Genomic DNA, 25,034 nt, shown 5'->3' on the forward strand with positions numbered 1-25,034 from the left:
CAACTTTGCACGACGTGCAAGTTCCGCTACCTTGGTGGCGTGCCCCCACCACCCGGCCTGCGCGAGCGCAAGAAGTACGAGACGCACCGCGCGCTGGCCGTCGCCGCCGTCGAACTCGTCGCCGAGCGCGGCCTCGACGCCGTCACGGTGGAGGACATCGCGGCCGCGGCCGACGTGTCGGTCCGCACGTTCTTCAACTACTTCGCGTCCAAAGAGGACGCGGTGGTGATCGCCTTCCCGGACCACCTCGAACGCACCGAGCGCGCCGTCGGGCGGTTCCTCGCCCAGCCGCCCGAGCTGTCCACAATGGACGCATTGGTCGCCGTCATGCGCGAAGAGGTCGCCGACGTCGGGGAAAACCCGCGGGAGTGGCTGGCCCGGATGACCGCGATCAAGAAGAACCCGGCCCTGTTCCACCGCGCGGTGACGATGAACGCCCAGCAGGCCGAGCCGCTGACCGCGGCGATCGCCCGGCGCGCCGGGTGCGAGCCGGGCGACCTGTTCCCTTCGCTGCTGCTGGCCGTGGTCGGCGGCGCGATGAGCGCCGCGATGCTGCGGTGGCGCGAGCTCGACGGCAAGAACACCACGGTCACCGAACTCTTCGACGAGGCCGTGGCGAGCGTCGCCGCCGGCCTGCCCGACCCGAAACGGACCTGCTGACCCGGTCCGAATCCGACACCCAGGGGGGACACCCATGTCCATGACCGCCGACCCACCGGAGACGAATACGTCCGGCCCGATGAGCCGCCGGCAGGTGCTCGAAGCCATGTCCGGGCTGATGATGGGCATCTTCGTGGCCATCCTGGCCTCGACCGTGGTCGCCAACGCGCTGCCGCGGATCGTCAGCGAGCTGGGCGGCTCGCAATCGTCCTACACCTGGGTGGTCACCACCGAACTGCTGGCGATGACGGCCACGGTTCCGTTGTGGGGCAAGCTTTCCGACCTCTACAACAAGAAGCTGCTGATCCAGGTCTCGCTGGCGCTGTTCGTGGTCGGCTCGCTCGTGGCCGGGTTCGCCGGCGACATCGAGGTGCTGATCGCCAGCCGGGTCGCGCAGGGCATCGGCGGCGGTGGGCTCACCGCGCTCGCGCAGGTGATCATGGCCGCCATCGTCTCCCCGCGTGAGCTGGGCAAGTTCTCCGGGATCTTCGGCGGTGTGTTCGCCGTCGGCACCGTCGCCGGCCCGCTGATCGGCGGTGTCCTGGTCGACACGTCGTGGCTCGGCTGGCGCTGGTGCTTCTTCCTCGGCGTCCCGTTCGCCGTCGCCGCGATCCTGCTGCTGCAGCGGACGTTGAAGCTGCCGACGGTGCGCCGTGACGTGAAGGTCGATTACCTGGGCGCGTTCCTGATCATGGCCGGGGTCTCGACGCTGCTGGTCTGGTCGTCGCTGGCCGGGCACCAGTTCGCCTGGAGCTCCTGGCAGACCGCCGTACTGGTGACGACCGGGCTGGTCGTGCTGGCGCTGGCCGTGTTCGTCGAGGCGAAGGTGCGCGAGCCGATCCTGCCGCTGGGCCTGTTCCGCAACCGCACGATCACGCTGACCACGGTGGCCAGCTTCCTGGTCGGCGTCGCGATGTTCGGCGGCACGGTGTTCCTGTCGCAGTACTTCCAGCTGGCGCTGGGCAAGTCGCCGACGGTGGCCGGGCTGATGAGCCTGCCGATGATCTTCGGCCTGCTCGTCTCCTCGACGGTGTCGGGCCAGCTGATCAGCCGGACCGGCAGGTGGAAGGCGCACCTGGTCCTCGGCGCGCTCCTGCTGGCGGCCGGGCTCGGGCTGCTCGGCACGATCGACGCGCACACGAGCGTGCTCGTGCTCAGCTTGTTCATGCTGGTGCTCGGCGTCGGCGTCGGCCTGCTGATGCAGAACCTGGTGCTGGTGGCCCAGAACGACGTCCCGGCGCACGACCTCGGTGCGGCGACGTCCACGCTCTCGTTCTTCCGCAGCCTCGGCGGCTCGATCGGGGTGAGCGCGCTCGGCGCGGTGCTCGCCGACCGCGTTACCGCGTTGATCACCGCCGGTCTCGGCCCGCTGCCGGGCGGCGGCAGCTCGGAGACGGTGCCGAACCTCGCCACGCTGCCGGAGCCGGTGGCGCGGGTGATCCGGGAGGCGTACGGGACGGCGACCAGCGACCTGTTCCTGATCGCGGCGCCGATCGCGTTGCTCGTGGTCGTCGCGGTGGCGTTCCTCAAGCACCTGCCGCTCAAGACGCAGAACGGCCTGGAGCGGCTGGCGGACGAGGAGCCCGCGGTGCGCTAGCTTGCCCGGGTGGACTTCGAAAGCGTCGTCGAGCGCCACCGCCGGGAGATCCAGGTGCACTGCTACCGGATGCTCGGTTCGCTGAGCGACGCCGAAGACCTCACGCAGGAGACGTTCCTGCGGGCGTGGAAGAGCCGCGACGGGTTCGAAGGCCGCGCGAGCGTGCGCACCTGGCTCTACCGGATCGCGACCAACGCGTGCCTCGACACGCTCGCCCGCCGGCCGCGGCGGGTGCTGCCCGACCAGCTGGGCCCGTCCGGGGAACCGGGCGGGCCCCTCGCGGCGGCCGACCTGCCGTGGCTGGAGCCGTACCCCGACCGGTTGCTGGACGCCGGCTCGCCGGACGCCGTGGTCGTCGAGCGCGAGACCATCGAGCTCGCGTTCCTCGCCGCCGTGCAGTACCTGCCGCCGCGGCAGCGGGCGGTGCTGATGCTGCGGGACGTGCTCGGCTGGCCGGCGAAGGAGACGGCGTCGGTGCTCGAAACGACCGTCGCGTCGGCGAACAGCGCGCTCCAGCGGGCCCGGACGACGCTGCGCGAGCGGCTGCCCGCGCGCCGGGCCGAGTGGTCCGCCGGTGATCCGACGGCCGGGGAAGCCGCGCTGCTCAAGCGGTTCATCGCGGCGTACGAACAGGGCGACCCGCACGCGGTGGCGCGGCTGCTGCACGAGGACGCGCAGGCGATCATGCCGCCGTACCCGCTGTGGTTCGGCTCGCGCGGGGCGATCACCGCGGCCCTGTCGCTCAGCCTGGACCCGGCCGCGCCGACGTGCGTCGGACGGTTCCGGATGCGGCCGATCCGCGCCAACCGCCAGCCCGCCGTGGCGACGTACCTGCGCCGCCCGGGCGAAGACGCCTACCGCTGGTTCGGTGTGACGCTGCTGACCGTCGAACGCGGCCTGGTCGCGGCGATGGCGGCGTTCGAGGCCTTGCCGGCCGGGCCGTGGGGCCTGCCGGAAACCTGGCCCGCGGAGGGCTTCCCGACGCCGGAGTGAGCCCGCTGGGAGAGCACGAACGCAGATCTCCCGGGTCCGGACTCGTCACTCGCGTGCGTGGGGACGGGACTCGCGTGTCCGGGGACGTGACTCGTTCTGTTCACGCGGGAGCGGGCCGGCCGGGTCTCCGAGCGTGCCGGTGGCAGTGGCGCAGGGCACGATCGCGGATCCCGCGGCGGCTCCGGAAACGGCGGTGAATGGTGCGCCGACAATGCGTCACCCACATCAGGCAAAAGAAATGCCCGGGTGGGTGATTCCCGCGGGAATCACCCACCCGGGCGCACACACGTCCGGTATTCGTTCTCCGGATTCGGTGTTTCGCTTTCAGGCCGCCGGGAAGAGGTCACCGGGCGGCGGTCAGGCCACTCGGTCCCGCTGGGGCGCCGTGCGCACCAGCTGCCGGCGTTCGACCGCGGTGTACCCACCGAAGACGCCGTGGTCCAGGCCGTTGTCGAGCGCGTAGCCGAGGCACTCGGCGCGTACCGGGCAGCGACCGCACACCGCCTTCGCGTGGGACGTCTGCCGGGCGCCCGGACCGACCTCGGAGATCGGGAAGAACAGTTCCGGGTCCTCGTCCTTGCAGGCCGCGAGTTCCGCCCAGCCCGTCATCGTGGCTTCCATTTCCTTCGTTCACCTCCCTAGCTCTCTTGTTTCCCATTGTCATGGCGCGTCAACCGACTTGACCGCCGCGGGCGCGCAAGCGTATCCGCGGGTCAAGGGGGTTTTGGCGTCGGTCCCCGGCTCACCCTCCGGGTAACCAAGACTGCAACACGTGAGAGTACGCCTTTCTTCCGGGGATCTCGATGTCGATCACGTCACCCGATCGACGGCACCGGCCCCGGCGCGTCCCCTTGCACCTCGTGGCCAAGCCTGGTGACCGGCGTCGGGTTTCCCGCTCCGGCAACGACTTCCGGCCCGGCCGCGACGGCCGCACACCGGGACGCGCGGTCGCCGGCCGGTGACCGGAAGTCACCGTTCGCGGGTGCGTCTCCGGGCGGAGCCGGGGCGCGCGGCCAGGTGACCGTGGCATCGGTCTTCGTGGTCTCCGTGACTCATCCCATTCCGGGTACCCAAGATCGCCGACCTAACCCGTCACTCGCTGTGATCCGGATGGCGCACCGCATTACTCCTACCGTGTAGTCGTGATCGAATCGTTACACGTGGCGGTCACCTCACCGCACCTGTCCCTGTGGAGGCGAGGGGTGGTGAGACGGCCGTGTGCGGTCGAGACGAGTTCGACGCGTTCTTCCGCGCCGACTTCCCGCCACTCGTGGCGTTCCTGTGCAAGGCCGGGTTCGAGGTCGAAACCGCGCGTGACGTGGCCGCCGAAGCGATGCTGCACGCGTTGGAGGCGTGGCCGACCATCGAGGAACCGCGGGCCTGGGTCCGCCGCGTCGCCGGGCGGCTGCTCGACACGCCGGACCCCGAGGCGCGCGTGGACTGGGCCCCGATCGCCGAACCGGGGGACGACGAGAAGCTGTCCGCGCTGGTGGAGCCGCACGGCGACCTCATCGAGCTGCTCGCGACGCTCCCCGGCCAGCAGCGGATGGTCCTCGCGTGGTCGCTCGACGGGTTCACCCCCGCGCAGATCGCGAAGGCGCTCCGGGTCGCCCCGGCGACCGTCCGCTCGAACCTCCGCCACGTACGGGAACGCCTCAGGCGTCACCGGGCCGCACCACCCGAAGACCAGCGGGACAGGGGAAGGTGAGCTGAAATGCCGGCAACCGAGTACGGGGATCGCGCGATCACCGAGCAGCTGCGGGAGTCGAACGCCGCGCTGCACGACTCGCTGCGCGTCGGCCTCGACGTGGAGGGCACCCTGCTGCGGGTCCGCGGCCGGGCGCTGGTCCGGGAGATAGCCGCGGCGCAACCCGCCGCCGAGTTCCCGTCCCACTGGCGACGGCACGACGAGCCGGTCGCCGACGCGATCGCCGGCGACGACGCCGCGATCGCCCGGCTGCTCGCGACGATCCGGCCGCTGGTGGTGCGCTACTGCCGGGCCCGCGTCGGGCGCCACGAGCGGTCCTTCGCTTCGGCCGACGACGTCGCCCAGGAGGTCTGCCTCGCGGTGCTCACCGCGCTGCCGTCCTACCGCGACCAGGGCCGCCCGTTCCTCGCCTTCGTCTACGGCATCGCCCAGCACAAGGTCGCCGACGCGCACCGCGCCGCGGCCCGCAACCGCACCGACCCGGTGGCCGAGGTCCCCGACGGCGTCGCCGAGACCGCCGGGCCGGAGCAGCGGGCGCTGCAGTTCGAGCTCAACGAGCGGCTCACCCGGCTGATGGAGATCCTGCCCGAGAAGCAGCGCGAGATCGTCGTGCTGCGGGTGGTCGTGGGCCTGTCCGCGGAGGAGACGGCCGGTGCGGTCGGCTCGACCCCGGGCGCGGTCCGCGTCGCGCAGCACCGCGCGCTGGCCCGGCTGCGGCGCCTGCTGACCGGTGACGAGGCGTAGTCAGCGTCCGACGCGGTCCAGGACGAACTCCGCGAGCGCCGCCGCGGGCTCCTCCATCGACTCGCGCGCCAGCAGCATGAACTCGATGTCGCCCGGCTCGGGCAGGCCGTCCAGCTCGACGAGGTCGGCCGGGACGAGGCTGCGCGCGTGCAGCGTGACGCCGAGCCCGGCCGCCGCCGCGGCCCGCAGGCCGGTGAGGCTCGAGGTCTGGCACGCGGCGCGCCACTCCAGGCCGGCGCGTTCGAGGCACTCCACCGCGAGCTGCCGGGTGATCGAGGGCATCGGGTACTGCACCAGCGGCACCGGCTCCCCCGGCTCCAGCACGGTGGCCGCCGAACCGATCCACACCAGCGGCTCCCGCCACAGCAGCCGGCCGTGGTGCGCGCCCGGACGGCGTTTGCCGAGGACGAGGTCCAGCTGCCCGGCCCGCAGCCGCTGCGCCAGGACGTCCGACAGCTCGACGGTCAGCTCGACGTCGACCAGCGGGTGACTGCGGCGAAGCCGGTGCAGGATCTCCGGCAGTTCGCCCAGCGCGAAGTCCTCGGACACCCCGAAGCGGACGCGGCCGCGCAGCCCGGCCCCACGGAAGTGCCGCTGGGCGCGCTCTTCGGTGTCCACGATGGTCTGCGCGAACCCCACCATCGCCTGCCCGCGCGCGGTGAGCTCGACGGTGTGGGTGTCGCGGGCGAACAGCGTCCCGCCGGCGTCGCGCTCCAGCCGCCGGACGTGCTGGCTGACGGTCGGCTGGCCGACACCGAGCCGGCGCGCGGCCGCGGTGAAGCTGCGCGTCTCGGCGACGGCGAGGAAGGAACGGCACAGGCGCGGGTCCAGCACTCTCTTCTTTTATCACGATCGGCGATGACAGTCAGTCCGGTCATCGGGGTTCACAATGAGCGGGGCCGTGGCGAGAATGGCTGTGGAAGGAGATCCATGTCCCGCTTGCGTCTCGACCCGTTCATCGTCGCCATCCTCGCCACCGTCGGCGTCGCCACGCTGCTGCCCGCTTCGGGGGCCGTGGCCGGCGGGTTCGGCACCGCCACGACGATCGCCGTCGGGCTGCTGTTCTTCCTCTACGGCGCCCGGCTGTCCACGCAGGAGGCCCTCGAAGGGCTGCGGCACTGGCGGCTGCACTCGGTCGTGCTCGCTTCGACGTTCGTGCTGTTCCCGCTGCTCGGCCTGGCCGTGACGCTGCTGCCCGCGTCCGTGCTGCCGGCGCAGCTCGCCGCCGGGGTGCTGTTCCTGTCGGTGCTGCCCTCGACGGTGCAGTCCTCGATCGCGTTCACCTCGATCGCGCGGGGCAACGTCGCGGCCGCGATCTGCAGTGCGTCGCTGTCCAACCTGGCCGGGATCGTGGTGACGCCGGTCCTGGTGGCGCTGCTGCTGTCCGGTGACGGTGCCGGTGTCGACGGCTCGGCCGTGCTGGGGATCGTGCTGCAGCTGCTCGCGCCGTTCGTCGCGGGCCAGCTGGCGCGGCGCTGGATCGGCGGGTGGATCACCCGGAACTCCGCGCCGCTCAAGCTGTTCGACCGCGGGTCGATCCTGCTGGTGGTCTACACGGCGTTCAGCGCGGGCATGACCGAGGGCATCTGGCACCGGCTCGACGCCGGCCACCTGCTGGTGCTGGCCGCGGTGTGCGTCGTGATGCTCGCGGCGGTGCTGACGGCAACCGGCTGGGGCGCGAAGCTGCTCGGGTTCGCCCGCGCCGACCGGATCACCATCGTGTTCTGCGGTTCGAAGAAGAGCCTGGCCAGCGGCCTGCCGATGGCCACGGTCCTGTTCGGGCACGCACAAGTCGGCCTGATCGTGCTGCCACTCATGCTGTTCCACCAGCTACAACTGATCGTCTGCGCCACCATGGCCCGCCGCCACGCCCGAGAAACCGAAGGTGCCGAGGAACTAGTCGCCGCCTGAAGGTCCACTGTGGACACCCCCAAGCCGACAACTCAAGGCGACACGCGTTAGCGCACCGGGGGTCCGGGGGTCGTCCCCCGGGCAGGTACGGCGGGCACGGGGAGCAAGCCCCGAAGGGCTTGCGAACAGCAAGACCCACCTCGTGGGGCGGGCGGGGCTCGAACCCGCGGCCAAGGGATTATGAGTCCCCTGCTCTAACCAACTGAGCTACCGCCCCCGGCCCCGGTGCGCGTGGACGGCACGGGGATTTGCTGATGCAAAGAAGACCCAGTTCGGTTCAAGTTATCACAGCGGCCATCCGGGCTGATCCGGTAGGCCAAACAGGTTGTCGTGGCTGCCGAACGGGGGCACGCTCGTCTAGGTTGCAAGGACGTTGCCGCTGAACGTCCCCGGCGGGAGGGTGACCGATGGCCACTGCACTCCAAGCCGTGCCGTCCCGGGCGATTCAGCTGGCCCTGCTCGACGCCCTGATCGCCGGAGCCGGCCTCGGCTACCTCGCGCACCAGTACCGGGAGGCGCTCGTGGCGAACTCCGCGGCCATCGGCCTGGGTCTGCTGCTCCTGTTCGCCCTGGGCTACGGCCTCCGCGCGGCGGCCCGGGTCCTGCTGCGCGCCGGCTCGCGCGTCGACGCCATCTTCGCCGAGGAACTGCGGGACAAGCCGTCGCCACGGCCCCGGTGACCTGAAGTCGTTGCCGGGCAAGGGTTTCACGGCGGATTCCGTCACCGGGCTCATGCTGGTGGTCGGGAACGGGAAGTCCGACGAGGTGTCTTCGGCGTCGTCCGGGCGAACCTGGAACGTGGTCGCCGAGGCGGCCGGGACCTGGCCGAGACCGTGCGAAACGGTGCAGAAATCGTTGCCGCCGATCGGTGCACCGGACAGCGCGGTTCGCGCCTTGTTCCATGACGGGCCGATCGCCCAGTGCGGGCGCTAGTCGGCCAGCCAGCGGATGCCGTAGGCGTAGCCGAGCTGTGGGGCCACGAAGTCCTGCGCCACCTCGAAAGTCCCGTCCAGAGGCAGGGCCGCGCCCGGCTGGGGTGGGTCGGCCAGGACCGACTGCGGGACCTTGTCCAGCCGCCACACCGCGCGGGGCAGGTGGTCCGGGTGGAAGCGGACGCGGACCGTGACCGACTCGCACGTCACCAGCGGCACGAACGCGTACGACGTCCGGATCGGCAGGCCGTCGTCGACCTGGAACTCCAGGGCGTACGAGTGCTGCTGCCCGCTGTCCAGCCGGCGGGGCAGGTCGAGCAGCCAGCGGAAGTGCCGTTGCCCCTCGCGGATCGGCTCGCCCATCCGGACGCCGTACTGGACGCCGGCGGACACGTGACGCTCGGCGTCGTGGCCGTCTTCGGTGCGGGGCACGGTGAACCGCGCGGAAATCCGGCTCAGGCCGTCGCGGGTCGCGACGATCAGCCGTTCCTCGACCACCGTCGGCGCGGCCTTGTCCAGCTGGACGACGGCCTTGAGCCGCTTGACGAACCAGCCCTTGTCCGGGTCCGGCTCGTCCGGGTCGCACTGCGTCTGCGCTTCGATCTCGGCGGCCAGCCTCGCGAAAGCGCGGTCGATGCGCCGCCGGGCCGTGCGCTCGGCGACGCGCAGGCGCCCCCGCAGGATCTCGACGCGGTCGCTCAGCTGCGGGTGCTGCGCGCCCGGCTCGATGCACAGCGCGAACCGGACCGCCAGCTGGTCGCCCTCGGGGAAGTCCTTGATCGCGTTCTCGACCGCGTCGCGCAGGACGCGCCGCGCCTCGCGGTCGTTCTTCGTGCGGTGCAGCTCGCACCAGGCGGACAGCAGCGGGCCCACGCGGCCGCGGAGGCCCACGGTCTCCAGCCCCCAGCCCCGCCGCAGCGCGGTCAGTTCGCGGCCCAGGCCGCCGTCAGGTGACATCGGAAACCGATTGTGACACGCGGGCTTCCGCGCGATCGGTCGTATTCGCTGGACCGAACAGGTGATTCCCGGGTGGCCAGTTGCTGGCCAGTCGGCCCGGAAATCGGCCTGGCGACGACCTTTTCCGCTCCTCCGACCGGCCGACCATTTGCCCTGGTAGCGCATTCGGACGAGGCAGCGGGAGGAACGAGTGCCCGGCACCACGTACCCGACCGGACCGGCCGACGTCGCCGGGGTCCGGGAGCTGGCCCGCGCCGGGCGGCTCGCCGGCTCGGCTTCGGCCGCGCCCGCCCGCGACCTCGCCCGGTTGCGCGGCGCGGTCTACAGCCTGACGTGGCCGCTGGTGTTCGCGCGGCTCACCAAGCCGCTGGAACTGCAGCGACGGCACCCGGACTGCCTGCGCGGGCTCGAGTGGATGCGGCCGGACTGCCTCGACGGCTTCCACGACGACGTCGAAGCCGTGGTGGAACACGCGTTGCGGCGCGCGAGCGAGCCGATCGAGAACCTGGAGGGCTGGCTGGCCACCCGGCTCACCCCGGCGACCGTCGACGCGCACCGGAAGCGCCGCGGCGAAATCGGGGCGCTGCAACGGCCCCGGCTGCCGGGCTGGCTGGGCGACGCCCTCGGGCACGACCCGTGGCTCGGCGAACTCGCCGTCCAGATCCTGCTCTGGGTCGGCGTGCCGGCGACCGCGGGCGGCGAGCTGTGGCCACTGGCCGGCTGGGCCGCGCGCCGCGCCGAGGTCACCGGTGAGCCGGCCGCGCACGACCTGCGCGACGCGCTCGACCGCGAGGTGCGGACGGTGCTGGCGGCCATGCGCACCCGGCCGAAGTGGTACGCCGCGCACGTCGAACGCCCGCTCGGGCACAAACGCGCGCCGGTCGCGCCGATGCCGGCCGAGAACTCGGCCGAACTGTCGCCGCTGGAGCTGGTGCGCCCGTACGAAGTCGAGGACGCCCGGCTCACCGCCCTCGCCGAACAGGCCCTGCGCGCGATCGAGGCGCGGCTGGCCCGCGGCCAGGACCCGGCGACGGCGGTCACCGCGGTGGTCCGGGTGGTGTTCGGCGCGGGCGCGCTCGAAGCGTTGCCGCACAGCGGTTCCCCGCGCGACGACTGGCTGGCCACCGCACTGGCCGACGACGCCCGCCTCGACCGGATCGTCACGACGGTCCTGACCCTGCTCACCCGCTGACCCCGGCGACAAGTCCGTGAAGGCCACATCGAGGGACGCTGAGTCCCTCAATGTGGCCTTCACGGACCATCGAGCGGGTCGGGAGCCTGAGCGGCGTCGGCGGCCGAGTTCAGCCGGACTTCGAACAGCTCCGTCAGGACTTCCGGTGGGCAGCCTGCGTGCTGGGCTCGGGCGGCGGCGGCGGACAGTTCGGCCACCAGCAGATCTCGCAGGGACGAACGGGTGGCGTCGGCCGGTCTCACCCGATGCTCCTCTCCGCCGGCCCCGCCTTCACCTGACGGACACGCTCAGCGCCACCACGGGGGCGGGGGCGCCGGGAGCCGCAGGGGGCAGCACGTGTGGCGGCCCGCCCAGCAGTCGCCGAGCCAGCGGGTCAGGGCGACCGGGCCGAGGAGGCTGTCCTCCCACACCGGCCGCAGCTCGCCGGCCCGGCGCAGGACGCGCTCGGCCGTGCGGCAGAAGCGGATGATCACGGCGACGGCGGCGTCGGCCCGGTCGCACGTCCAGTCGACCGCGGCCCCGGGCAGCCGGGCCGGGACGGCCAGGCCGGGCGCGACGGTGCAGTCCCTGGCCAGCTGCACGGCGAGGTCGAACTCGACGGCTTCGGCGCAGCGCTGCCGCGCCTGCCAGCCGGGCGACGCCGTGGCGGCGTGCAGGCCGGCCAGCCGCGCGGCGGCCAGCCCGTCCCACACCGTCAGGAGCACCGCTCGAGTGTCGGCCGGTGGCGCGTCGGCGAGCTCGTGGGTCGCGGCGCTGAGCCAGGCACACGGGTCCTGGACGAGACGATCAACGGTGATGGTCACGGCAGCCAGTTTTGCACCGGAAGCCTCGAAAAACAGCAAGATGATCATGGATGACGGCAGGTCCACCCGGTCGGTGGCGCACCGTTGAGCGGCGGTGTCCCCCTTTTGAGCACTCTTCGTGACCGAATCGTCACAGGTGTGCGATCATGGGCGCGCTCAGCGTCGAGCACGCCCTCCCGACCGTCCCGTGAAAGGGCCACCGCCGAGTGATCAAGATCAGCAAGAGCCGCGCCGGAGCCCGGCGCGTCACCTTCAGCCTGCCCGTCGACGCCCCGCCGGGGCGCGTGAGCGTCGTGGGTTCGTTCAACGACTGGACCCCCGGCCGCCACCACCTGCAGCCGCGGTCGAACGGCCGCCGCTCGACGTCGGTCGAGGTGGTGCCGGGCACCGTGCTCCAGTTCCGCTACCTCGGCGAGGACGGCCACTGGTTCGACGACCCCGACCTCCCGCACCGCGCGGACGGCAACTGCGTCTGCGCGACGGACTGACCGCTCAGGACCGGCGCCGCGGCTTCCCGCGCTTCGCCACCGCGCCACCGCGGCGCCCGGCGCCGGGTTTCGCGGACTTCCCCCCGGCGGCCTTGCGGGCCGGGGACTTCCGCTCGGCGGGAGCCGGCGCCGGCTCCCGGCGCCCGCGGGTGCTGTTCACCGTGCGGCCGCGGACGATGCCGATGAACTCCTCCATCAGGTCCGTCGTCTCGTCCTCCAGCCACGACAGCGCGACGCTCGAATGCGGCGCGTCCGTCACCGGCCGGTAGGTGAGGTCGCGGCGGTGGTGCAGCCGGGCGAGCGACTGCGGGACGACCAGCACGCCGACGCCCGCGGCCACCAGTTCGATCGCGTCCGCCGTCGTGGCCGGACGCTCCAGAGCCGGGCGTCCCGGGAGCGTTTCCCACTCGATCGTGTCATCGAGCGGATTCAGCACGACGTCGTCCGCCAGGTCCGCGACGGCCACTTCGTCGGCCGCGGCGACCATGTGGTCCTTGGGGACGACGACGACCGTCGTCTCGGTGTAGAGCGGGATCGCGTGCAGGCCGTCGCGGTCGATCGGCGAGCGCAGCAGCGCCGCGTCGGCGCCGCGCTCGCGCACGAGGGCGGTGGCGTCCGCGGCGGCCACGGGCACCAGCTGCAGCGGCACTTCCGGGACCCGCTCGGCCCAGGTCCGCACCCACTTGGCGGGCGTCGCTCCCGGGACGTACGCGAGCCGGAAGGTATCGGGGACGTCCGGGCCGGTCACCGGGTCAGGTTACCGGGCGGGCGCTGGCTACCCTGGTCGGCATGACGTCGCACAAGACCACCCAGACGATGAAGCCCGCGACCGCGGCGAAGAAGCTGGGTGTGTACCTCGAAGCCACGCCCCCGGAGTTCCAGGACGGCGTCGTGTCGCGCGACGAGCTGAACGCGCTGCAGACCGACCCGCCGGAGTGGCTGCGCGAGCTGCGCCGCACCGGGCCGCACCCGCGTCAGGTGGTCGCGGCCCGGCTGGGCGTCTCCATCGGCGGCCTCGCGCGCGGCGGCATCACCGGTGCCCTGACCACCGAGGAGATCGACGCGCTGAAGACGGAAAGCCCCGAGTGGCTGGTGCGCGAGCGCGCCGTCCAGGCCGACGTGCGCAAGGAAACCGCGCGGGTCAAGGAAAACCTCAAGGAGCAGGCCAACTGAGCGCGGCGGACACGTCGGCGCAGCGGGCCGCGCAGCTCGACGCCGACGACGAGCTGGCCCCGTTCCGGGCGCGGTTCGTGCCGATCGCCGACCCCGGCGTCGTCGCCTACCTCGACGGGAACTCCCTCGGCCGCCCCCTGCTCGCCACCGCGGAACGGCTGCAGGAGGTCGTCACCCAGGAGTGGGGTTCGCGGCTGATCCGGTCGTGGGACGAGCACTGGCTCACGCTGCCCGAGCAGATCGGCGACCGGCTGGGCCGGGTCGCGCTCGGGGCCGCGCCGGGCCAGGCGATCGTCGCCGATTCGACGTCGGTCTGCCTCTACAAGACGATCCGGGCCGCCGTCGCGCTGCGGCCGGGGCGCGACGAAATCGTCACGGACACCGCGAACTTCCCCACCGACCGGTTCCTGGTCGAAAGCGTCGCCGCCGAGCTGGGCCTGACCGTGCGGTGGATCGACGCCGACCCGTGGGACGGCTTCGGGGCCGAAGAAGTCGCGGCCGTCGTCGGCGAGCGCACCGCGGCGGTCGTGCTGTCCCATGTGGACTACCGGTCCGCCGCGATCGCCGACCTGGCCGGGATCACGCGGCTGGTGCACGAGCGCGGCGCGCTCGCCGTCTGGGACCTCTGCCACAGCGTGGGGTCCGTCCCGGTGGAGCTGGACGCCGCCGAGGCCGACTTCGCGGTCGGCTGCACGTACAAGTTCCTCAACGCCGGCCCCGGCGCACCCGCGTTCCTCTACGTCGCCGCCCGGCACCAGGACGCCTTCGGCCAGCCGATCACCGGCTGGATGGGCGCGGCCGACACGTTCGGCATGGCGGCGCGCTACGAGCCCGCGGCGGGAATCCGCCGCGCCCTGTCCGGCACGCCGCCGGTGCTCGGCATGGTGGGCGTCCAGGAAGGCGTCGCGCTGCTGGCCGAAGCGGGGATCACGCGCGTGCGCGCCAAGGCCGTCGCGCTCGGCCGGTGGGTGCTCGACCTCGCCGACGCGTGGCTCGTCCCGCTCGGTTTCACGGTCGCCTCGCCCCGCGAAGACGACCGCCGCGGCGGGCACGTCACCCTGCGGCACCCGGACGCCGAACGGCTGTCGGCGCGGCTCATCGAGCACGGCGTGATCGTCGACTTCCGCCGCCCCGACGGCATCCGGCTCGGGCTCAGCCCGCTGACCACCGGCTTCACCGAGGTCCGGGACGCGATGGCCCGGATCCGCGAGCTGGCCTGACCGCGGCAGAGTCCGGCCAGAAACAGTAGCCATGTACTTAGTAGCCATGTATTGTATCGGCCATGAGCAGGGAATCGAACGGGCCGACGCCGGGCTACCTCGTCTGGCGGCTGTCCATGAAGTGGCGGGTGGCCGTCGACCGCGCGCTGGCGCCGCTGGGGCTGACGCACGCCCAATACGTGCTGCTGGCTTCCCTCTACGGCCTTGACCGCACGGGACAGCAGCCGAGCCAGCGCGAGCTCGCCGACCAGACCGGGCTCGAGGCGCTGTACGTCTCCAAGCTGGCCCGCTCGCTCGACGCCGACGGGCTCATCGAGCGCACCCGCGACCCGGCCGACTCCCGGACCGTCCGGCTGACGCTCACCGGCCACGGCCGCGAGATCGTGCGCCCGGCGATCAGCACGGTGAGCGCCCTGCTCGACCGGCTGCTGGCCCCGCTCGGCGGCCGCGAGGGCGAGCGCACCGACGTGCTGGTCCGCGAGCTCACCCTCCTGCTCGACACCCCGTTGGATCCCTCCTGAAGGAACGGCCATGCCCGAAACCCCCGTCCTCGATTCGGTCATCCACCACGAAGAGTCCGGTAGCGGCTCCCCGATCGTGTTCCTGCACGGCAACCCCGGCTCGTCGTACGGCTGGCGGAACGTCCTCCCGCACGTCGGTGCCGGGCGGCTGCTGGCCCCCGACCTGATCGGCATGGGCCGCTCGGGCAAGCCCGACGTCCCGTACGCCTTCGCCGACCACGCCCGCTACCTCGACGCCTGGTTCGACGCGCTCGGCCTGGAGGACGTCGTCCTCGTCGGCCACGACTGGGGCGGCGCGCTCGCTTTCGACTTCGCCGCCCGCCACCCGGGCCGGGTCCGGGGGCTGGCGTTCTTCGAAACCATCATCAGGCCCATGGCCTGGGAAGACCTCTCACCGCAGGCGGCGGAACGGTCCCGGAAGATCCGCACGCCGGGTGTCGGCGAGGAAATGGTGCTGGCGCAGAACCTGTTCGTCCGGCAGGCCTTCACCGGCGGCGTGCGCACGCCGGTCGCCGACCTCGAGCCCTACCTGGCGCCGTTCCCGACGCCCGAAAGCCGCCGCCCGATCCTCGCCTGGGCCCGGCAGCTGCCGCTCGGCGGCGACCCGGCCGGGCTCGTCACGCGCATCGAGGCCTACGACGCGTGGCTGGCGTCCAGCGAGGACGTCCCGAAGCTGCTGCTGACGTTCGCAGGCTCGCCGACCCTGCTCATCGGCGAGGCGATGGCGAAGTGGTGCACGGAGAACATCGCGGCGCTGCACGTCGTCGCGTGCGGCGAAGCCGGGCACCACGCCCAGGAAGATCGCCCGAAGGAGATCGCTACCGAGATCTCGGCCTGGGCGGACAACCACGGGCTGCGGTAATACTGTCGATTGAGGACGGACCGCCGCGCGAAGGGAACTCCCGATGGCCACCACTGTGGCGGAACAGCTCGTCGAAGTGCTCCACGCGGCGGGTGTGCGCCGGATCTACGGCCTCGTCGGCGACAGTCTCAACCCGATCGCGGACGCCGTCCGCCGGCACCCGGACTTCGACTGGGTGCACACCCACAACGAAGAGGGCGCGGCCTTCGCGGCGTCCGCCGAGGCCCAGGTCACCGGCCGGCTGGCGGTCTGCGCCGGCAGCTGCGGGCCCGGCAACACCCACCTCATCCAGGGCCTCTACGACGCCCACCGGAGCGCCGCGCCGGTGCTGGCGCTCGCGTCGCACATCCCGTCGAACCAGATCGGCACCGGCTACTTCCAGGAGACCCACCCGGAGCGGGTGTTCGACGACTGCAGCCACTTCACCGAGATGGTCAACGGCGCCGCGCAGATGCCGCGGCTGCTGCGGATCGCCATGCAGACGGCGGTCGGCAAGCACGGTGTGTCCGTGCTGGTCATCCCCGGCGACATCGGCGCCCGGCCGATCGCGCACGAAACCGGGACGAGCCCGCTCGCCTACCGCACGCCGGTCGAGGAGCCGGCCGCCGACGACGTCCGCGAGCTCGCCGACCTGATCAACCGGGCCGGGAGCGTCGCGCTGTTCGCCGGCGCCGGGGTCCGGGACGCGCGGGCGGAGGTGCTGGCGCTGGCCGAAAAGGTCAACGCGCCGATGGGGCACTCGCTCGGCGGCAAGGAGTGGATCCAGTACGACAACCCCTACGACGTCGGCATGAGCGGGCTGCTCGGCTACGGCGCCTGCTACGAGGCGACGCAGGAGGCCGACCTGCTCCTGTTGCTGGGCACGGACTTCCCCTACGACAGCTTCCTGCCGGGCCGCCGCACGGTGCAGATCGACCGCGACGCCGCGCGGCTGGGCCGGCGCACGCCGCTGGAGCTGGGGGTCACCGGCGACGTCGGGGCGACGCTGCGCGCGGTGCTGCCGCTGCTGGAACCCAAGACCGACCGCGGGTTCCTGGACAAGATGCTGCGGCGGCACGCGAAGGCACTCGAGAACGTCGTCTCCGCCTACACCAAAGACATCGCGAAGCTGCGGCCGATCCACCCGGAGTACCTCGCCGCGCAGCTCGACGACGTCGCGGGCGACGACACGATCTTCACCGTCGACACCGGCATGGGCAACGTGTGGGCCGCCCGGTACCTCACGCCGGGACCGGGCCGCCGGGTGCTCGGGTCGTTCCGGCACGGCTCGATGGCCAACGCGCTGCCGATGGCGATCGGCGCCCAGACCGCGGCGCCGGGCCGCCAGGTGGTCTCGCTGTCCGGCGACGGCGGGCTGTCGATGCTGCTGGGCGAGCTGCTGACGGTCCGCGAGCAGCACCTGCCGCTCAAGGTGGTCGTGTTCAACAACGGCTCGCTCGGCATGATCCGGCTCGAGATGATGGTGGCGGGCTATCCGTTCTACGAGACCGACCACGGCATGGCGGACTACGCGGCGATCGCGGCGGCGTGCGGCCTGGAGTCGGTGGCGGTGGACGACCCGGCCGACGTCCGCCCGGCGCTGGAGCGGGCGCTGGCGTCGCCGGGCCCGTTCCTCGTGGACGCCAGGACCGATCCCAACGCGCTTTCGCTGCCGCCGCACATCACGGGTGAGCAGGTGCGGGGGTTCGCGCTGGCCTCGACCCGCACGGTGCTGCAGGGCGGGGTGGGCCGGATGCTGGAGCTGGCGCGCAGCAACCTGCGCAACATCCCGCGGCCCTAGGGCCGAATGTCAGGCGTGGCGCAGGCGCGGGTGCGTCTCGACGCCGAGGACCCGCGCGGCCACCCAGGCCAGGGCGTCCGCGGTGCGGGCCGGGGTGTCCGACGGCTGCATCACGTGGCTGAGCACCGTGCGCACGACGACGTCGATCACGACCGTGACCTGCTCGGACGTCAGCTCCGGGCGGTAGGACACCACGCGGGTGGTCAGCATGGTCTTCGCGCCGGTGAGCAGCAGGCTCGCCCGGGTGGTCAGCAGCGGCAGCAGCTCGGTGTCCGTGCCGTGGGTGGCCGTCGCGATCGCACGCAGCAGGATGTTGTCGTCGGCCAGCTCCAGGACGGCGCGAACGGCGTCGTACATCGCCTCGACGAGGTCGTCCGGGTGGCGCTCGAAGGCCGCCGAGACGACCGAGAGGAACCGGTCGAGCTCGTGGGCGACCATGGCCTCGGCCAGGGCCGCCTTGGAGCCGATCTCGTTGTAGACGGTCTGGCGGCTGACGCCGACCAGCTCGGCCAGCCGGGCCATGGTGACCGCCGACCAGCCGGACTTCGCGGTCAGCTCGATCGCCGCGGTGATGATCGGCCGCCGGTGCTGACCACCTTCGACCTGCGCCGGAACCGCCCCGCTCATGGTGCGCATCCTAGGCGGTGGCCGTCAGGGCCTCGGACCACGGGGCGCGCGCCGCGATCCGCCTGCGGTGCTTCATGATCTCGCGCGGCCGGTCGACGGTCAGCGCGCCGACGATCCGGTCGGCCCGCCGGTAGAGCGTGGTGTCCCCCTGGACGAGCACCTCGTCCGCGTGCGGCGTCCCGACGAACTGGATGCGGTGGCCGTACCAGTCGGACCAGAAGTACGGCACCGGCTGCAAGGCGCGCGCCGACGCCGGGTCGAGCGCGTGGCGAGCGGCGGCCGCACCCTGCTCAGCCGCGTTCGTCCAGTGCTCCAGCCGCATCGGCTCGCCGTCGAACAGGGGGTTCGCCACGTGCGCGACGTCGCCGGCCGCGTAGACGCCGGGTGGTCCCGCGGCGAGCGTCGCGTCGCAGACCACGCCGCGGTCACGCTCGTGCAGCGTCAGGCCGCTGCCCTCGAGCCAGCCGGTGGCCGGGACGGCGCCGATGCCGGCGACGACCAGGTCCGCGGGCAGGACTTCGCCGGTGGCCAGCCGGACGCCGTCCCCTACCTCGACGACCTCGGTGGCGAGCCGCAGGTCGGTGCCCGCCGTGTGGTGCAGCCCGGCCAGCGCCGCCCCGGCCTCCGCGCCGACCGCGCGGACGAGCGGGACCGCCTGGGCTTCCACGATCGTCACCGGCAGGCCGCGCTTGCGGGCCGCCGAAGCGACTTCGCTGCCGATGAACCCGGCGCCGATCACGACGGTGCGCGCGCCCTCGTCCAGCGCGGCGCGCACCGCGACGGCGTCTTCGGCGGTCCGCAACGCCCTGGCCCCGGGGAGCCGGCGGGCGGTCGCGCCGGTGGCGACGACCAGGGCGTCATACCGGATCGCGGCGCCGCCGGCCGTCACCTCGCGGGCGGCCGTGTCGAGGCTTTCGGCGGGCGCGCCCAGCACCAGCTCGACGTCGAGTTCGTCCCGCAGCACGGTTTCCGGGTGGAACGGCGTCACCTCGGCCGGGCCGCCGGCGTCGAGGAACGCCTTGGACAGCGGCGGCCGGTCATAGGGCAGGTGGTCCTCGGCGCCGATCAGCACGATCCGGCCGCGGTAGCCGGTGCGGCGCGCGGACTCGACCGCGCGCAGCCCGGCCAGTGACGCGCCCACGACGACGAGGGTCATGTCAGTTTCAGGGCCAGCACGGGGCAGGAGTCCACGGCGGCGGCGACGTCCTGGCGGTGCTCCTCGCCGGGCCGCTCGTCGAGGACGACGACCGTGCCGTCGTCCCCCACCTCGAAGAAGTCGGGCGCCATCGCCTCGCACATGCCGAGGCCGTCGCACTTGCCGAGGTCCGCTTCGATCCGCATCACGCGTCCACCCGTCCCGGCGCGACGAAGTCGACCTTCTCGCGGACGCCGCAGTCGGGGCAGCACCATGAGTCCGGGATCGCCGACCACGATGTCCCCGCCGGGAAGCCCTCGCGCGGGTCGCCGAGCTTCTCGTCGTAGACGTACCCGCAGCCTGGGCACATGCCACCTTCGGTGGCGTCGCCGTGGGTGTCCTGGAGCTGGTGCCCCGCGGTGACGCGGGTGCCGTACCGCGCGAGGAGCTTGTCGCGTTTGGACGGTTGCAGGTTCGCGCGGGAGAGGTCGCCGTCGAAGTGGGCGAGCACGCGCGGGTCCATCACCCGGCGCCACACGGGCGGGACGAGCGCGAGCACGATCATCCCGGCGTACCCGGTGGGCAGGACCGGCGACTCCGCGAAGTCGCGCAGCGTCTGGTAGCGCCGGGTCGGGTTGGCGTGGTGGTCGCTGTGGCGCTGCAGGTGGTAGAGCAGGACGTTGGTGGCGATGTTGTTGGAGTTCCAGCTGTGGCTGGGATCCACGCGCTCGTACCGGCGGCGGTCGGGCGCGCCGACGCGCTGGCGCAGCATGCCGTAGTGCTCCATGTAGTTGACGACCTCGAGCAGCGAAAAGCCGACCACGGCCTGGATCACCAGGTACGGCAGGATGCCGACGCCCAGCCAGGCGACCATCGCGGCCCACAGCACGGCCGACATCAGCCACGCGTTGAGGACGTCGTTGCCGAGGCGGAACGGGTGCCTGTCACGCCGGGCGTAGCGCTTGCGCTCCAGCCGCCACGCGGACTTCAGCGAGCCGAAGACGGTGCGTGGCCAGAAGCGGTAGAAGCTCTCGCCGACGCGGCTGCTGGCCGGGTCCTCCGGCGTCGCGACCCGGACGTGGTGGCCGCGGTTGTGCTCGATGTAGAAGTGGCCGTAGAAGCTCTGCGCCAGCGCGATCTTCGACAGCCAGCGCTCGTGGCTCTCCTTCTTGTGGCCCAGCTCGTGCGCGGTGTTGATGCCGATCCCGCCGATGCAGCCGATCGAGATCGCCAGGCCGATCTTGTCCACAACGGACAGCTCACCGCGGGCGACGAGCCAGAACGCGGCGACGAAACCGACGTACTGGATCGGCAGGAAGGCGAAGGTGATCCAGCGGTAGTACCGGTCCTTCTCGAGCCGTTCGAGCACGTCGTCGGGCGGGTTGCTGCGATCCAGCCCGGCGGCCAGGTCGATGAGCGGCACGACCACGAGGATCACGATCGGCCCGATCCAGAACCAGACCCCCCAGCCGGTGGCGGCGTGCAGCCCGATGGCGAGGAACGCGAGCGACGGCACCACCAGCCCGATCAGCCACAGGTACCGCTTGCGATCGCGCCACACCTCGGTCGACCCGGCGGGCACCGTCCCGGTCACTTCGCTCATCACACCCTCCTCCGTTGGCTGGGTTTACAAAACGATAGAGGATGTACAGCTCAGTTGACAAGAGGCGACCTTTTGTCAATCACTTGGGTCCGGGACCTGGTCGCGGCTCCCAGGGACCTGGGTAAAGCCGTGAATGTCGCATTGAGGGACTTAGAGTCCCTCAATGCGACATTCACGGACTTGTCGGGCGTGGGGGTCCTGGGTGGTCAAGGCCGCGGCCGCAGCCCGTCCGGCGGGTGAGCCGGCGCTGGGAGCACAGGTCCGCAAGCGGGACCGGGCCCAGCCCGGATACCGGGCGGGATCCGCCCGGTATGCGTGTCAGACTCAGGAACGTGACGCGACCGACCGCCCGGGTGCTCGCCCTGTTGGAGATCCTGCAGGGCGGCGGCACCCGCTCCGTCGCCGAGCTCGCCGGGCGGCTCGGGGTGGACGAGCGCACCGTCCGCCGGTACGCCGCCCACCTGATCGACCTCGACGTCCCGGTCCGCACCGTCCGCGGCCGCTACGGCGGTTACCGGCTCGCGCCCGGGTTCCGAATGCCGCCCCTGATGCTCACCGACGACGAGGCGCTCGCCGTGCTCCTCGGCCTGGTCGCCGGGCACCGGGCCGGGCTGGCCACCACCTCCGCCGTCGCGCGGGAAAGCGCTACCGCGAAGGTGCGCCGCGTCCTGCCCGAGTCGCTCGGCCGCAAGCTGGACGCGCTGCTCGAGACCCTCGACTTCACCACTCCCGCGCGAGCGGCCACCAGCCCCGAGACGACCGTGCTGCTGACGCTCGCCGAAGCGGCGCGGGACCGGCGGCCCGTCGCCGTCGCCTACACCGCGTGGGACGGGCGGCGCAGCGAGCGCACCGTGCACCCGTACGGGATCGTCGCCCACTCGGGGCGCTGGTACGTCACCGGCGAAGACTCGGCCAGCGGCGAGGTGCGCACGTTCCGGCTGGACCGGATCGCGTCCGCGACGCCAGCGGCCGGCTCCTTCACGGTGCCCGACGGGTTCGAGCCCGGCGAGCGGGTCCTGGCCGGGCTCGCGGAAGTGCCGCGGCCGCACGAGGTTTCGGTGCGGGTGCGGGCGAGCGCCGAGCAGGTCCGGCCGCGGCTCCCGGCCGGGATCGCGACCGTGGCGGCGATCCCGGGCGACGACGACTGGGTGCGGGTCCGGCTGCGGGCCGAGCGGCTGGACTGGGTCCCGTCGCTGCTCGCGTCCCTGGACCGGCCGTTCACGATCGAGACGCCGGACGCGCTGCGTGATCAAGTTCGCGGCCTCGCCCGGCGGCTCAGCGCCTGGGCGGCCGCCGGATCCGGTGAAATCGTCGAAGAACCCGAACGGCGGTAGCGCCCACCGGGGCACCCGCACTGCCCCTTCGTCCCGCTACCGGGACGATCACTCCCGATCAATTCAGTTTCACCCGTTCGGCCTAGTCTCGAGTACTGCGAATTGCCGCCCGGCGCCGAGACCCGCGCAAATGGCGGTAGCGGCCCCGGCGCGAACGGTAAACGGTGTTCGCGCGACGCCGGACAGGCGTCCGCGGGCCGGGTCAGCTCCGCCGCGCGTCAGTGGTTCGTGGTAAAAAACGGACCCTGATCGATACTGCGGCAACACGGAGGGTGAGGCGAAGACGAGTGACGGCGGCCACTGTGTCCCATCGTCGTGTCTGCTTCCTCGACCGGGTCCCCCCTTATCGCCGACCGTCACTCAGGAGTTCGTGAACCCCCGTGCGTACCAAAGACGACAAAGACGAGGCCGACAAGCCGTACGACAAGTCGATCCGCAAAAGGCTCACCCGGACCGTCCTCATTCCGAGTGTGACGCTCCTCGTGCTGTGGACGGCGCTGTCTTCGTACTTCTTCGTCAACGGCCTCTACGTCCGGCTGGTCGCGGCCTCCGTGCGCGAGGTGTCGATCCCCGCCGCCACCGCGCTGGCCGCCTTCCAGCAGGAGCGCCAGGTCGCCCTGCAGTACCTGGACGACCCGGGGCTGGGGCAGACCCGGCTGCAGACGCAGCAGAAGGCCACCGACCAGAAGCTCTCCGTGCTGCAGAACGCCTTCGCCGCGACGATCTCCAACGCGCCCGACGAGATCGCGACGAAGGTCAACGCGCTCAAGAACCAGTTCGACCAGCTTCCGGTGCTGCGCTCGCAGATCGGCTTCCGCAGCATCGACCGCGCCCAGGTCAACACGTACTACAACGGCGTGCTGGACACGGCGTCGAACCTGTTCGACACCCAGGCGCGCGTGGTGCCGGACGCCGCGGCCGCCTACGGCGGCATCACCGCGACGTCGGTCTTCCGCGCCGGGGACATGATGTCGCGCGAGACTTCGCTCGTCTCGACGGCGCTCGCGTCCGGGACGTTCGCCCCCGACGACTTCGTCCAGTTCACCCAGCTGTCCGGGTTCTACAAGACGCAGCTGACGCAGATCGCGCCGTTCCTCGACCCCGCGGTCCGCGCCAAGTACGAGGCGCTGACCACCGGCACGGCGTGGCGGCAGCTGGCCGGCGCCGAAGACGCGATCGTCAAGCACGGCCCGTGGTCCGGCAGCGACCGGGACGGCCCGCCGGTCGGCAGCGCCGACTGGCAGAGCGCCACGAGCAAGGTCGCCCAGGCCCTCAACGACATGGCGATCGACCAGGCCGACAAGGTCTCCGCGGCGGCCATCGACTCCGGTGACGCCCAGCTGCGCAACGCGATCATCGGCAGTGTGGTGGCCCTGCTCGCCTCGCTCGCGGCGATCATCGTCGCGATCCGGGTGTCCCGCTCGCTCGTCGACCGCGCCCTGATGACGCGTCTCGCGCGGCTGCGCAACGACTCCCTCGACCTCGCCCGCAACCGGCTGCCCAACATCGTGGACCGGCTCAAGAACGGCGAATCCGTCGACCTCAACGAAGAACTCCCGCAGCTCGACCACGGCCGGGACGAGATCGGGCAGGTGGCCGAGGCGTTCAACACCGCCCAGCTGACCGCCGTCAACGCCGCCGCAAGCGAGGCGAAGGCGCGCAGCGGCGTGCACAACGTGTTCCTCGGCATCGCCCACCGCAACCAGGTCCTGGTCCACCAGCAGCTGCAGATCCTGGACGAGATGGAGGCCCGGGAGGAGAACTCGACGCAGCTGGCGTCGCTGTTCCAGCTCGACCACCTCGCCGCCCGGGCGCGGCGCACCACGGAGAACCTGATCATCCTGGGCGGCAAGCAGCCGGGCCGCCGCTGGCGCAAGCCGGTGGCGCTGATGGAGGTCCTGCGCGCGGCGGTCTCGGAAACCGAGCAGTACCCGCGGGTCCAGGTCGAGCAGGTCGCCGACGTGGCGATCGCCGGCGCCGCGGTGGCCGACACGATCCACCTGATCGCCGAGCTCGTCGACAACGCGACCACGTTCTCCCCGCCCGGCTCGCCGGTCGAGGTGACCAGCCGCGTGGTCGCCCGCGGTGTCGTGGTCGACGTGTCGGACCAGGGCCTCGGCATGAAGGAGGGCGTCCGGCAGTGGGCCAACGAGATGATGGCCGAGGCGCCCGAGTTCGACGCGATGGCGCTGCGGGCCGACTCGAGCCTCGGCCTGTTCGTGGTCGCGCGGCTGGCGTCCAAGCTCGGGATGACCGTCACCTTCGACCCGTCGCGCTACGGCGGCCTGCGGGCCACCGTGCTCGTCCCGACCGCGCACCTGGCGACCGACCAGCCGGCCGGCCCGGACGGGGCCGAGTTCGTCCGGGCCGAAGACACCGCGGTCCTCGCGCCGGTGGGCGCCCCCGTGGCACAGGCTCCGGCCCCGGCACCGGAAAGCGCCCGCCGCTCGATGGACCCGCCCAGCTCGTTCACCGGTCAGATCCCGATGAAGCGGGACGTCAAGCCGAGGCCGTACCCGGTGCGGGCCCCGCTCGACCCGCCGCCCGCCCCGCCGGCGGCGCTGGAGGAGCGGCTCGCCGCCCGCCCGGCGGAGCCGCCGCAGGAGCGGCTCGACGACCGGCCGCGCCTGCCGCGGCGCGAGCCGCAGCAGAACCTCGTCGCCCAGCTGGAGAACGAGCCGGAGGACGACGCCGTGCCCGACGTGGCCCCGGGTGAAGGCACCGCGCGCACGCTCGCGGCCTTCCACAAGGGCACCCGGCGAGGCCGCGACGGCGCCGAAGACTCGTAAGCCGC

Annotated in this window: 26 protein-coding genes and 1 tRNA gene; 16 read left to right on the plus strand and 11 right to left on the minus strand. The window is 72.3% G+C overall.

The features are described from left to right. Positions 1–39 precede the first annotated feature (39 nt). The 3 genes from ACGFMK_RS15605 (at position 40) to ACGFMK_RS15615 (ending at position 3,250) form a co-directional block, all read left to right on the plus strand. Positions 40–660: a TetR/AcrR family transcriptional regulator gene (locus ACGFMK_RS15605; RefSeq protein WP_392762719.1), complete on the plus strand. Its 621-nt coding sequence runs from the start codon at positions 40–42 to the stop codon at positions 658–660. A 79-nt stretch (positions 661–739) separates the two neighbouring features. Continuing rightward, positions 740–2,257 (plus strand): MFS transporter, encoded by a 1,518-nt coding sequence (locus ACGFMK_RS15610; RefSeq protein ID WP_392762722.1) that lies wholly within the window; start codon positions 740–742, stop codon positions 2,255–2,257. A 9-nt stretch (positions 2,258–2,266) separates the two neighbouring features. Further along, the gene (locus ACGFMK_RS15615) at positions 2,267–3,250 is read left to right on the plus strand and encodes an RNA polymerase subunit sigma-70 (RefSeq protein ID WP_392762725.1); all 984 of its coding nucleotides are present in this window, start codon (positions 2,267–2,269) and stop codon (positions 3,248–3,250) included. A gap of 357 nt (positions 3,251–3,607) precedes the next feature. Here the strand turns inward: ACGFMK_RS15615 and ACGFMK_RS15620 are convergent, their stop codons facing one another. Then, positions 3,608–3,871 (minus strand): WhiB family transcriptional regulator, encoded by a 264-nt coding sequence (locus tag ACGFMK_RS15620; RefSeq protein ID WP_323331510.1) that lies wholly within the window; start codon positions 3,869–3,871, stop codon positions 3,608–3,610. A gap of 595 nt (positions 3,872–4,466) precedes the next feature. Between ACGFMK_RS15620 and ACGFMK_RS15625 the strand changes: the two genes are divergently transcribed. Both ACGFMK_RS15625 and shbA read left to right on the plus strand, forming a co-directional pair. Next, positions 4,467–4,958, plus strand: a complete 492-nt coding sequence (locus ACGFMK_RS15625) for an RNA polymerase sigma factor (protein WP_392762728.1) — start codon at positions 4,467–4,469, stop codon at positions 4,956–4,958. 147 nt (positions 4,959–5,105) lie between these two features. After that, entirely contained in the window at positions 5,106–5,702 is a 597-nt protein-coding gene (gene shbA / locus ACGFMK_RS15630; RefSeq protein ID WP_392762865.1) for an RNA polymerase sigma factor ShbA, read from the plus strand. Here the strand turns inward: shbA and ACGFMK_RS15635 are convergent, their stop codons facing one another. Continuing rightward, positions 5,703–6,536, minus strand: coding sequence for a LysR family transcriptional regulator (locus tag ACGFMK_RS15635; RefSeq protein WP_392762731.1), 834 nt, complete (start codon positions 6,534–6,536; stop codon positions 5,703–5,705). Between the two features lie 96 nt (positions 6,537–6,632). Here ACGFMK_RS15635 and ACGFMK_RS15640 point away from each other — a divergent pair, with 96 nt between their 5' ends. After that, on the plus strand, positions 6,633–7,613 hold the full coding sequence (locus tag ACGFMK_RS15640) for a bile acid:sodium symporter family protein (RefSeq protein ID WP_392762734.1): 981 nt from the start codon (positions 6,633–6,635) through the stop codon (positions 7,611–7,613). Between the two features lie 143 nt (positions 7,614–7,756). On the opposite strand, the gene ACGFMK_RS15645 is transcribed toward ACGFMK_RS15640, so the two are convergent. Then, positions 7,757–7,830, minus strand: a tRNA-Ile gene (locus tag ACGFMK_RS15645). Between the two features lie 190 nt (positions 7,831–8,020). Between ACGFMK_RS15645 and ACGFMK_RS15650 the strand changes: the two genes are divergently transcribed. Next, the gene (locus ACGFMK_RS15650) at positions 8,021–8,293 is read left to right on the plus strand and encodes a hypothetical protein (protein ID WP_392762736.1); all 273 of its coding nucleotides are present in this window, start codon (positions 8,021–8,023) and stop codon (positions 8,291–8,293) included. 249 nt (positions 8,294–8,542) lie between these two features. Here ACGFMK_RS15650 and ACGFMK_RS15655 read toward each other — a convergent pair whose 3' ends face one another. Beyond that, entirely contained in the window at positions 8,543–9,502 is a 960-nt protein-coding gene (locus ACGFMK_RS15655; protein WP_392762739.1) for a hypothetical protein, read from the minus strand. Positions 9,503–9,692: 190 nt separating this feature from the next. Between ACGFMK_RS15655 and ACGFMK_RS15660 the strand changes: the two genes are divergently transcribed. Then, positions 9,693–10,694 carry a hypothetical protein gene (locus ACGFMK_RS15660; RefSeq protein WP_392762741.1) on the plus strand — a complete coding sequence of 334 codons (1,002 nt, stop codon included), beginning with the start codon at positions 9,693–9,695 and terminating at the stop codon, positions 10,692–10,694. A gap of 59 nt (positions 10,695–10,753) precedes the next feature. Here ACGFMK_RS15660 and ACGFMK_RS15665 read toward each other — a convergent pair whose 3' ends face one another. Together ACGFMK_RS15665 and ACGFMK_RS15670 are read right to left on the minus strand one after the other, a co-directional pair. Next, entirely contained in the window at positions 10,754–10,936 is a 183-nt protein-coding gene (locus tag ACGFMK_RS15665; RefSeq protein ID WP_392762744.1) for a hypothetical protein, read from the minus strand. Positions 10,937–10,981: 45 nt separating this feature from the next. After that, positions 10,982–11,497, minus strand: coding sequence for a hypothetical protein (locus ACGFMK_RS15670; protein ID WP_392762745.1), 516 nt, complete (start codon positions 11,495–11,497; stop codon positions 10,982–10,984). A 206-nt stretch (positions 11,498–11,703) separates the two neighbouring features. Here ACGFMK_RS15670 and ACGFMK_RS15675 point away from each other — a divergent pair, with 206 nt between their 5' ends. Then, entirely contained in the window at positions 11,704–11,985 is a 282-nt protein-coding gene (locus ACGFMK_RS15675) for an isoamylase (protein WP_392762748.1), read from the plus strand. 4 nt (positions 11,986–11,989) lie between these two features. Here the strand turns inward: ACGFMK_RS15675 and ACGFMK_RS15680 are convergent, their stop codons facing one another. After that, a complete protein-coding gene (locus ACGFMK_RS15680) occupies positions 11,990–12,733 on the minus strand; it encodes a LysR substrate-binding domain-containing protein (RefSeq protein WP_392762751.1) in 744 nt (247 codons plus the stop codon). A 41-nt stretch (positions 12,734–12,774) separates the two neighbouring features. On the opposite strand from ACGFMK_RS15680, the gene ACGFMK_RS15685 reads away from it, so the two are divergent. The 5 genes from ACGFMK_RS15685 to ACGFMK_RS15705 all read left to right on the plus strand — a co-directional run bounded on the left by ACGFMK_RS15685 (position 12,775) and on the right by ACGFMK_RS15705 (position 17,541). Continuing rightward, entirely contained in the window at positions 12,775–13,158 is a 384-nt protein-coding gene (locus ACGFMK_RS15685; RefSeq protein WP_392762754.1) for a DUF5997 family protein, read from the plus strand. Further along, positions 13,155–14,378: a kynureninase gene (locus ACGFMK_RS15690; RefSeq protein ID WP_392762868.1), complete on the plus strand. Its 1,224-nt coding sequence runs from the start codon at positions 13,155–13,157 to the stop codon at positions 14,376–14,378. The genes ACGFMK_RS15685 and ACGFMK_RS15690 overlap by 4 nt, the downstream gene beginning before the upstream one ends. 62 nt (positions 14,379–14,440) lie before the next feature. Then, positions 14,441–14,899, plus strand: a complete 459-nt coding sequence (locus ACGFMK_RS15695; RefSeq protein WP_392762757.1) for a MarR family winged helix-turn-helix transcriptional regulator — start codon at positions 14,441–14,443, stop codon at positions 14,897–14,899. A 10-nt stretch (positions 14,900–14,909) separates the two neighbouring features. Further along, complete coding sequence (locus tag ACGFMK_RS15700) at positions 14,910–15,761, plus strand: haloalkane dehalogenase (protein WP_392762759.1); 852 nt, start codon at positions 14,910–14,912, stop codon at positions 15,759–15,761. Positions 15,762–15,804: 43 nt separating this feature from the next. Continuing rightward, positions 15,805–17,541, plus strand: a complete 1,737-nt coding sequence (locus tag ACGFMK_RS15705; RefSeq protein ID WP_392762761.1) for a pyruvate dehydrogenase — start codon at positions 15,805–15,807, stop codon at positions 17,539–17,541. Positions 17,542–17,550: 9 nt separating this feature from the next. Here the strand turns inward: ACGFMK_RS15705 and ACGFMK_RS15710 are convergent, their stop codons facing one another. The 4 genes from ACGFMK_RS15710 to ACGFMK_RS15725 are packed head-to-tail and all read right to left on the minus strand — an operon-like array spanning position 17,551 to position 20,906. After that, positions 17,551–18,177, minus strand: a complete 627-nt coding sequence (locus tag ACGFMK_RS15710; protein WP_392762764.1) for a TetR family transcriptional regulator — start codon at positions 18,175–18,177, stop codon at positions 17,551–17,553. A 1-nt stretch (position 18,178) separates the two neighbouring features. Beyond that, complete coding sequence (locus tag ACGFMK_RS15715) at positions 18,179–19,324, minus strand: NAD(P)/FAD-dependent oxidoreductase (RefSeq protein WP_392762767.1); 1,146 nt, start codon at positions 19,322–19,324, stop codon at positions 18,179–18,181. After that, the gene (locus tag ACGFMK_RS15720) at positions 19,321–19,509 is read right to left on the minus strand and encodes a ferredoxin (RefSeq protein WP_392762770.1); all 189 of its coding nucleotides are present in this window, start codon (positions 19,507–19,509) and stop codon (positions 19,321–19,323) included. Before ACGFMK_RS15720 ends, ACGFMK_RS15715 begins: the two co-directional genes overlap by 4 nt. Further along, positions 19,509–20,906 (minus strand): fatty acid desaturase, encoded by a 1,398-nt coding sequence (locus ACGFMK_RS15725; protein WP_392762772.1) that lies wholly within the window; start codon positions 20,904–20,906, stop codon positions 19,509–19,511. Before ACGFMK_RS15725 ends, ACGFMK_RS15720 begins: the two co-directional genes overlap by 1 nt. A gap of 332 nt (positions 20,907–21,238) precedes the next feature. Between ACGFMK_RS15725 and ACGFMK_RS15730 the strand changes: the two genes are divergently transcribed. Both ACGFMK_RS15730 and ACGFMK_RS15735 read left to right on the plus strand, forming a co-directional pair. Then, complete coding sequence (locus ACGFMK_RS15730) at positions 21,239–22,240, plus strand: helix-turn-helix transcriptional regulator (RefSeq protein WP_392762774.1); 1,002 nt, start codon at positions 21,239–21,241, stop codon at positions 22,238–22,240. 380 nt (positions 22,241–22,620) lie between these two features. Further along, positions 22,621–25,029: a nitrate- and nitrite sensing domain-containing protein gene (locus tag ACGFMK_RS15735; RefSeq protein WP_392762776.1), complete on the plus strand. Its 2,409-nt coding sequence runs from the start codon at positions 22,621–22,623 to the stop codon at positions 25,027–25,029. The last annotated feature ends 5 nt before the right edge of the window (positions 25,030–25,034 follow it).

This window comes from Amycolatopsis sp. NPDC049252, assembly GCF_043197175.1.
GTDB lineage: Bacteria > Actinomycetota > Actinomycetes > Mycobacteriales > Pseudonocardiaceae > Amycolatopsis.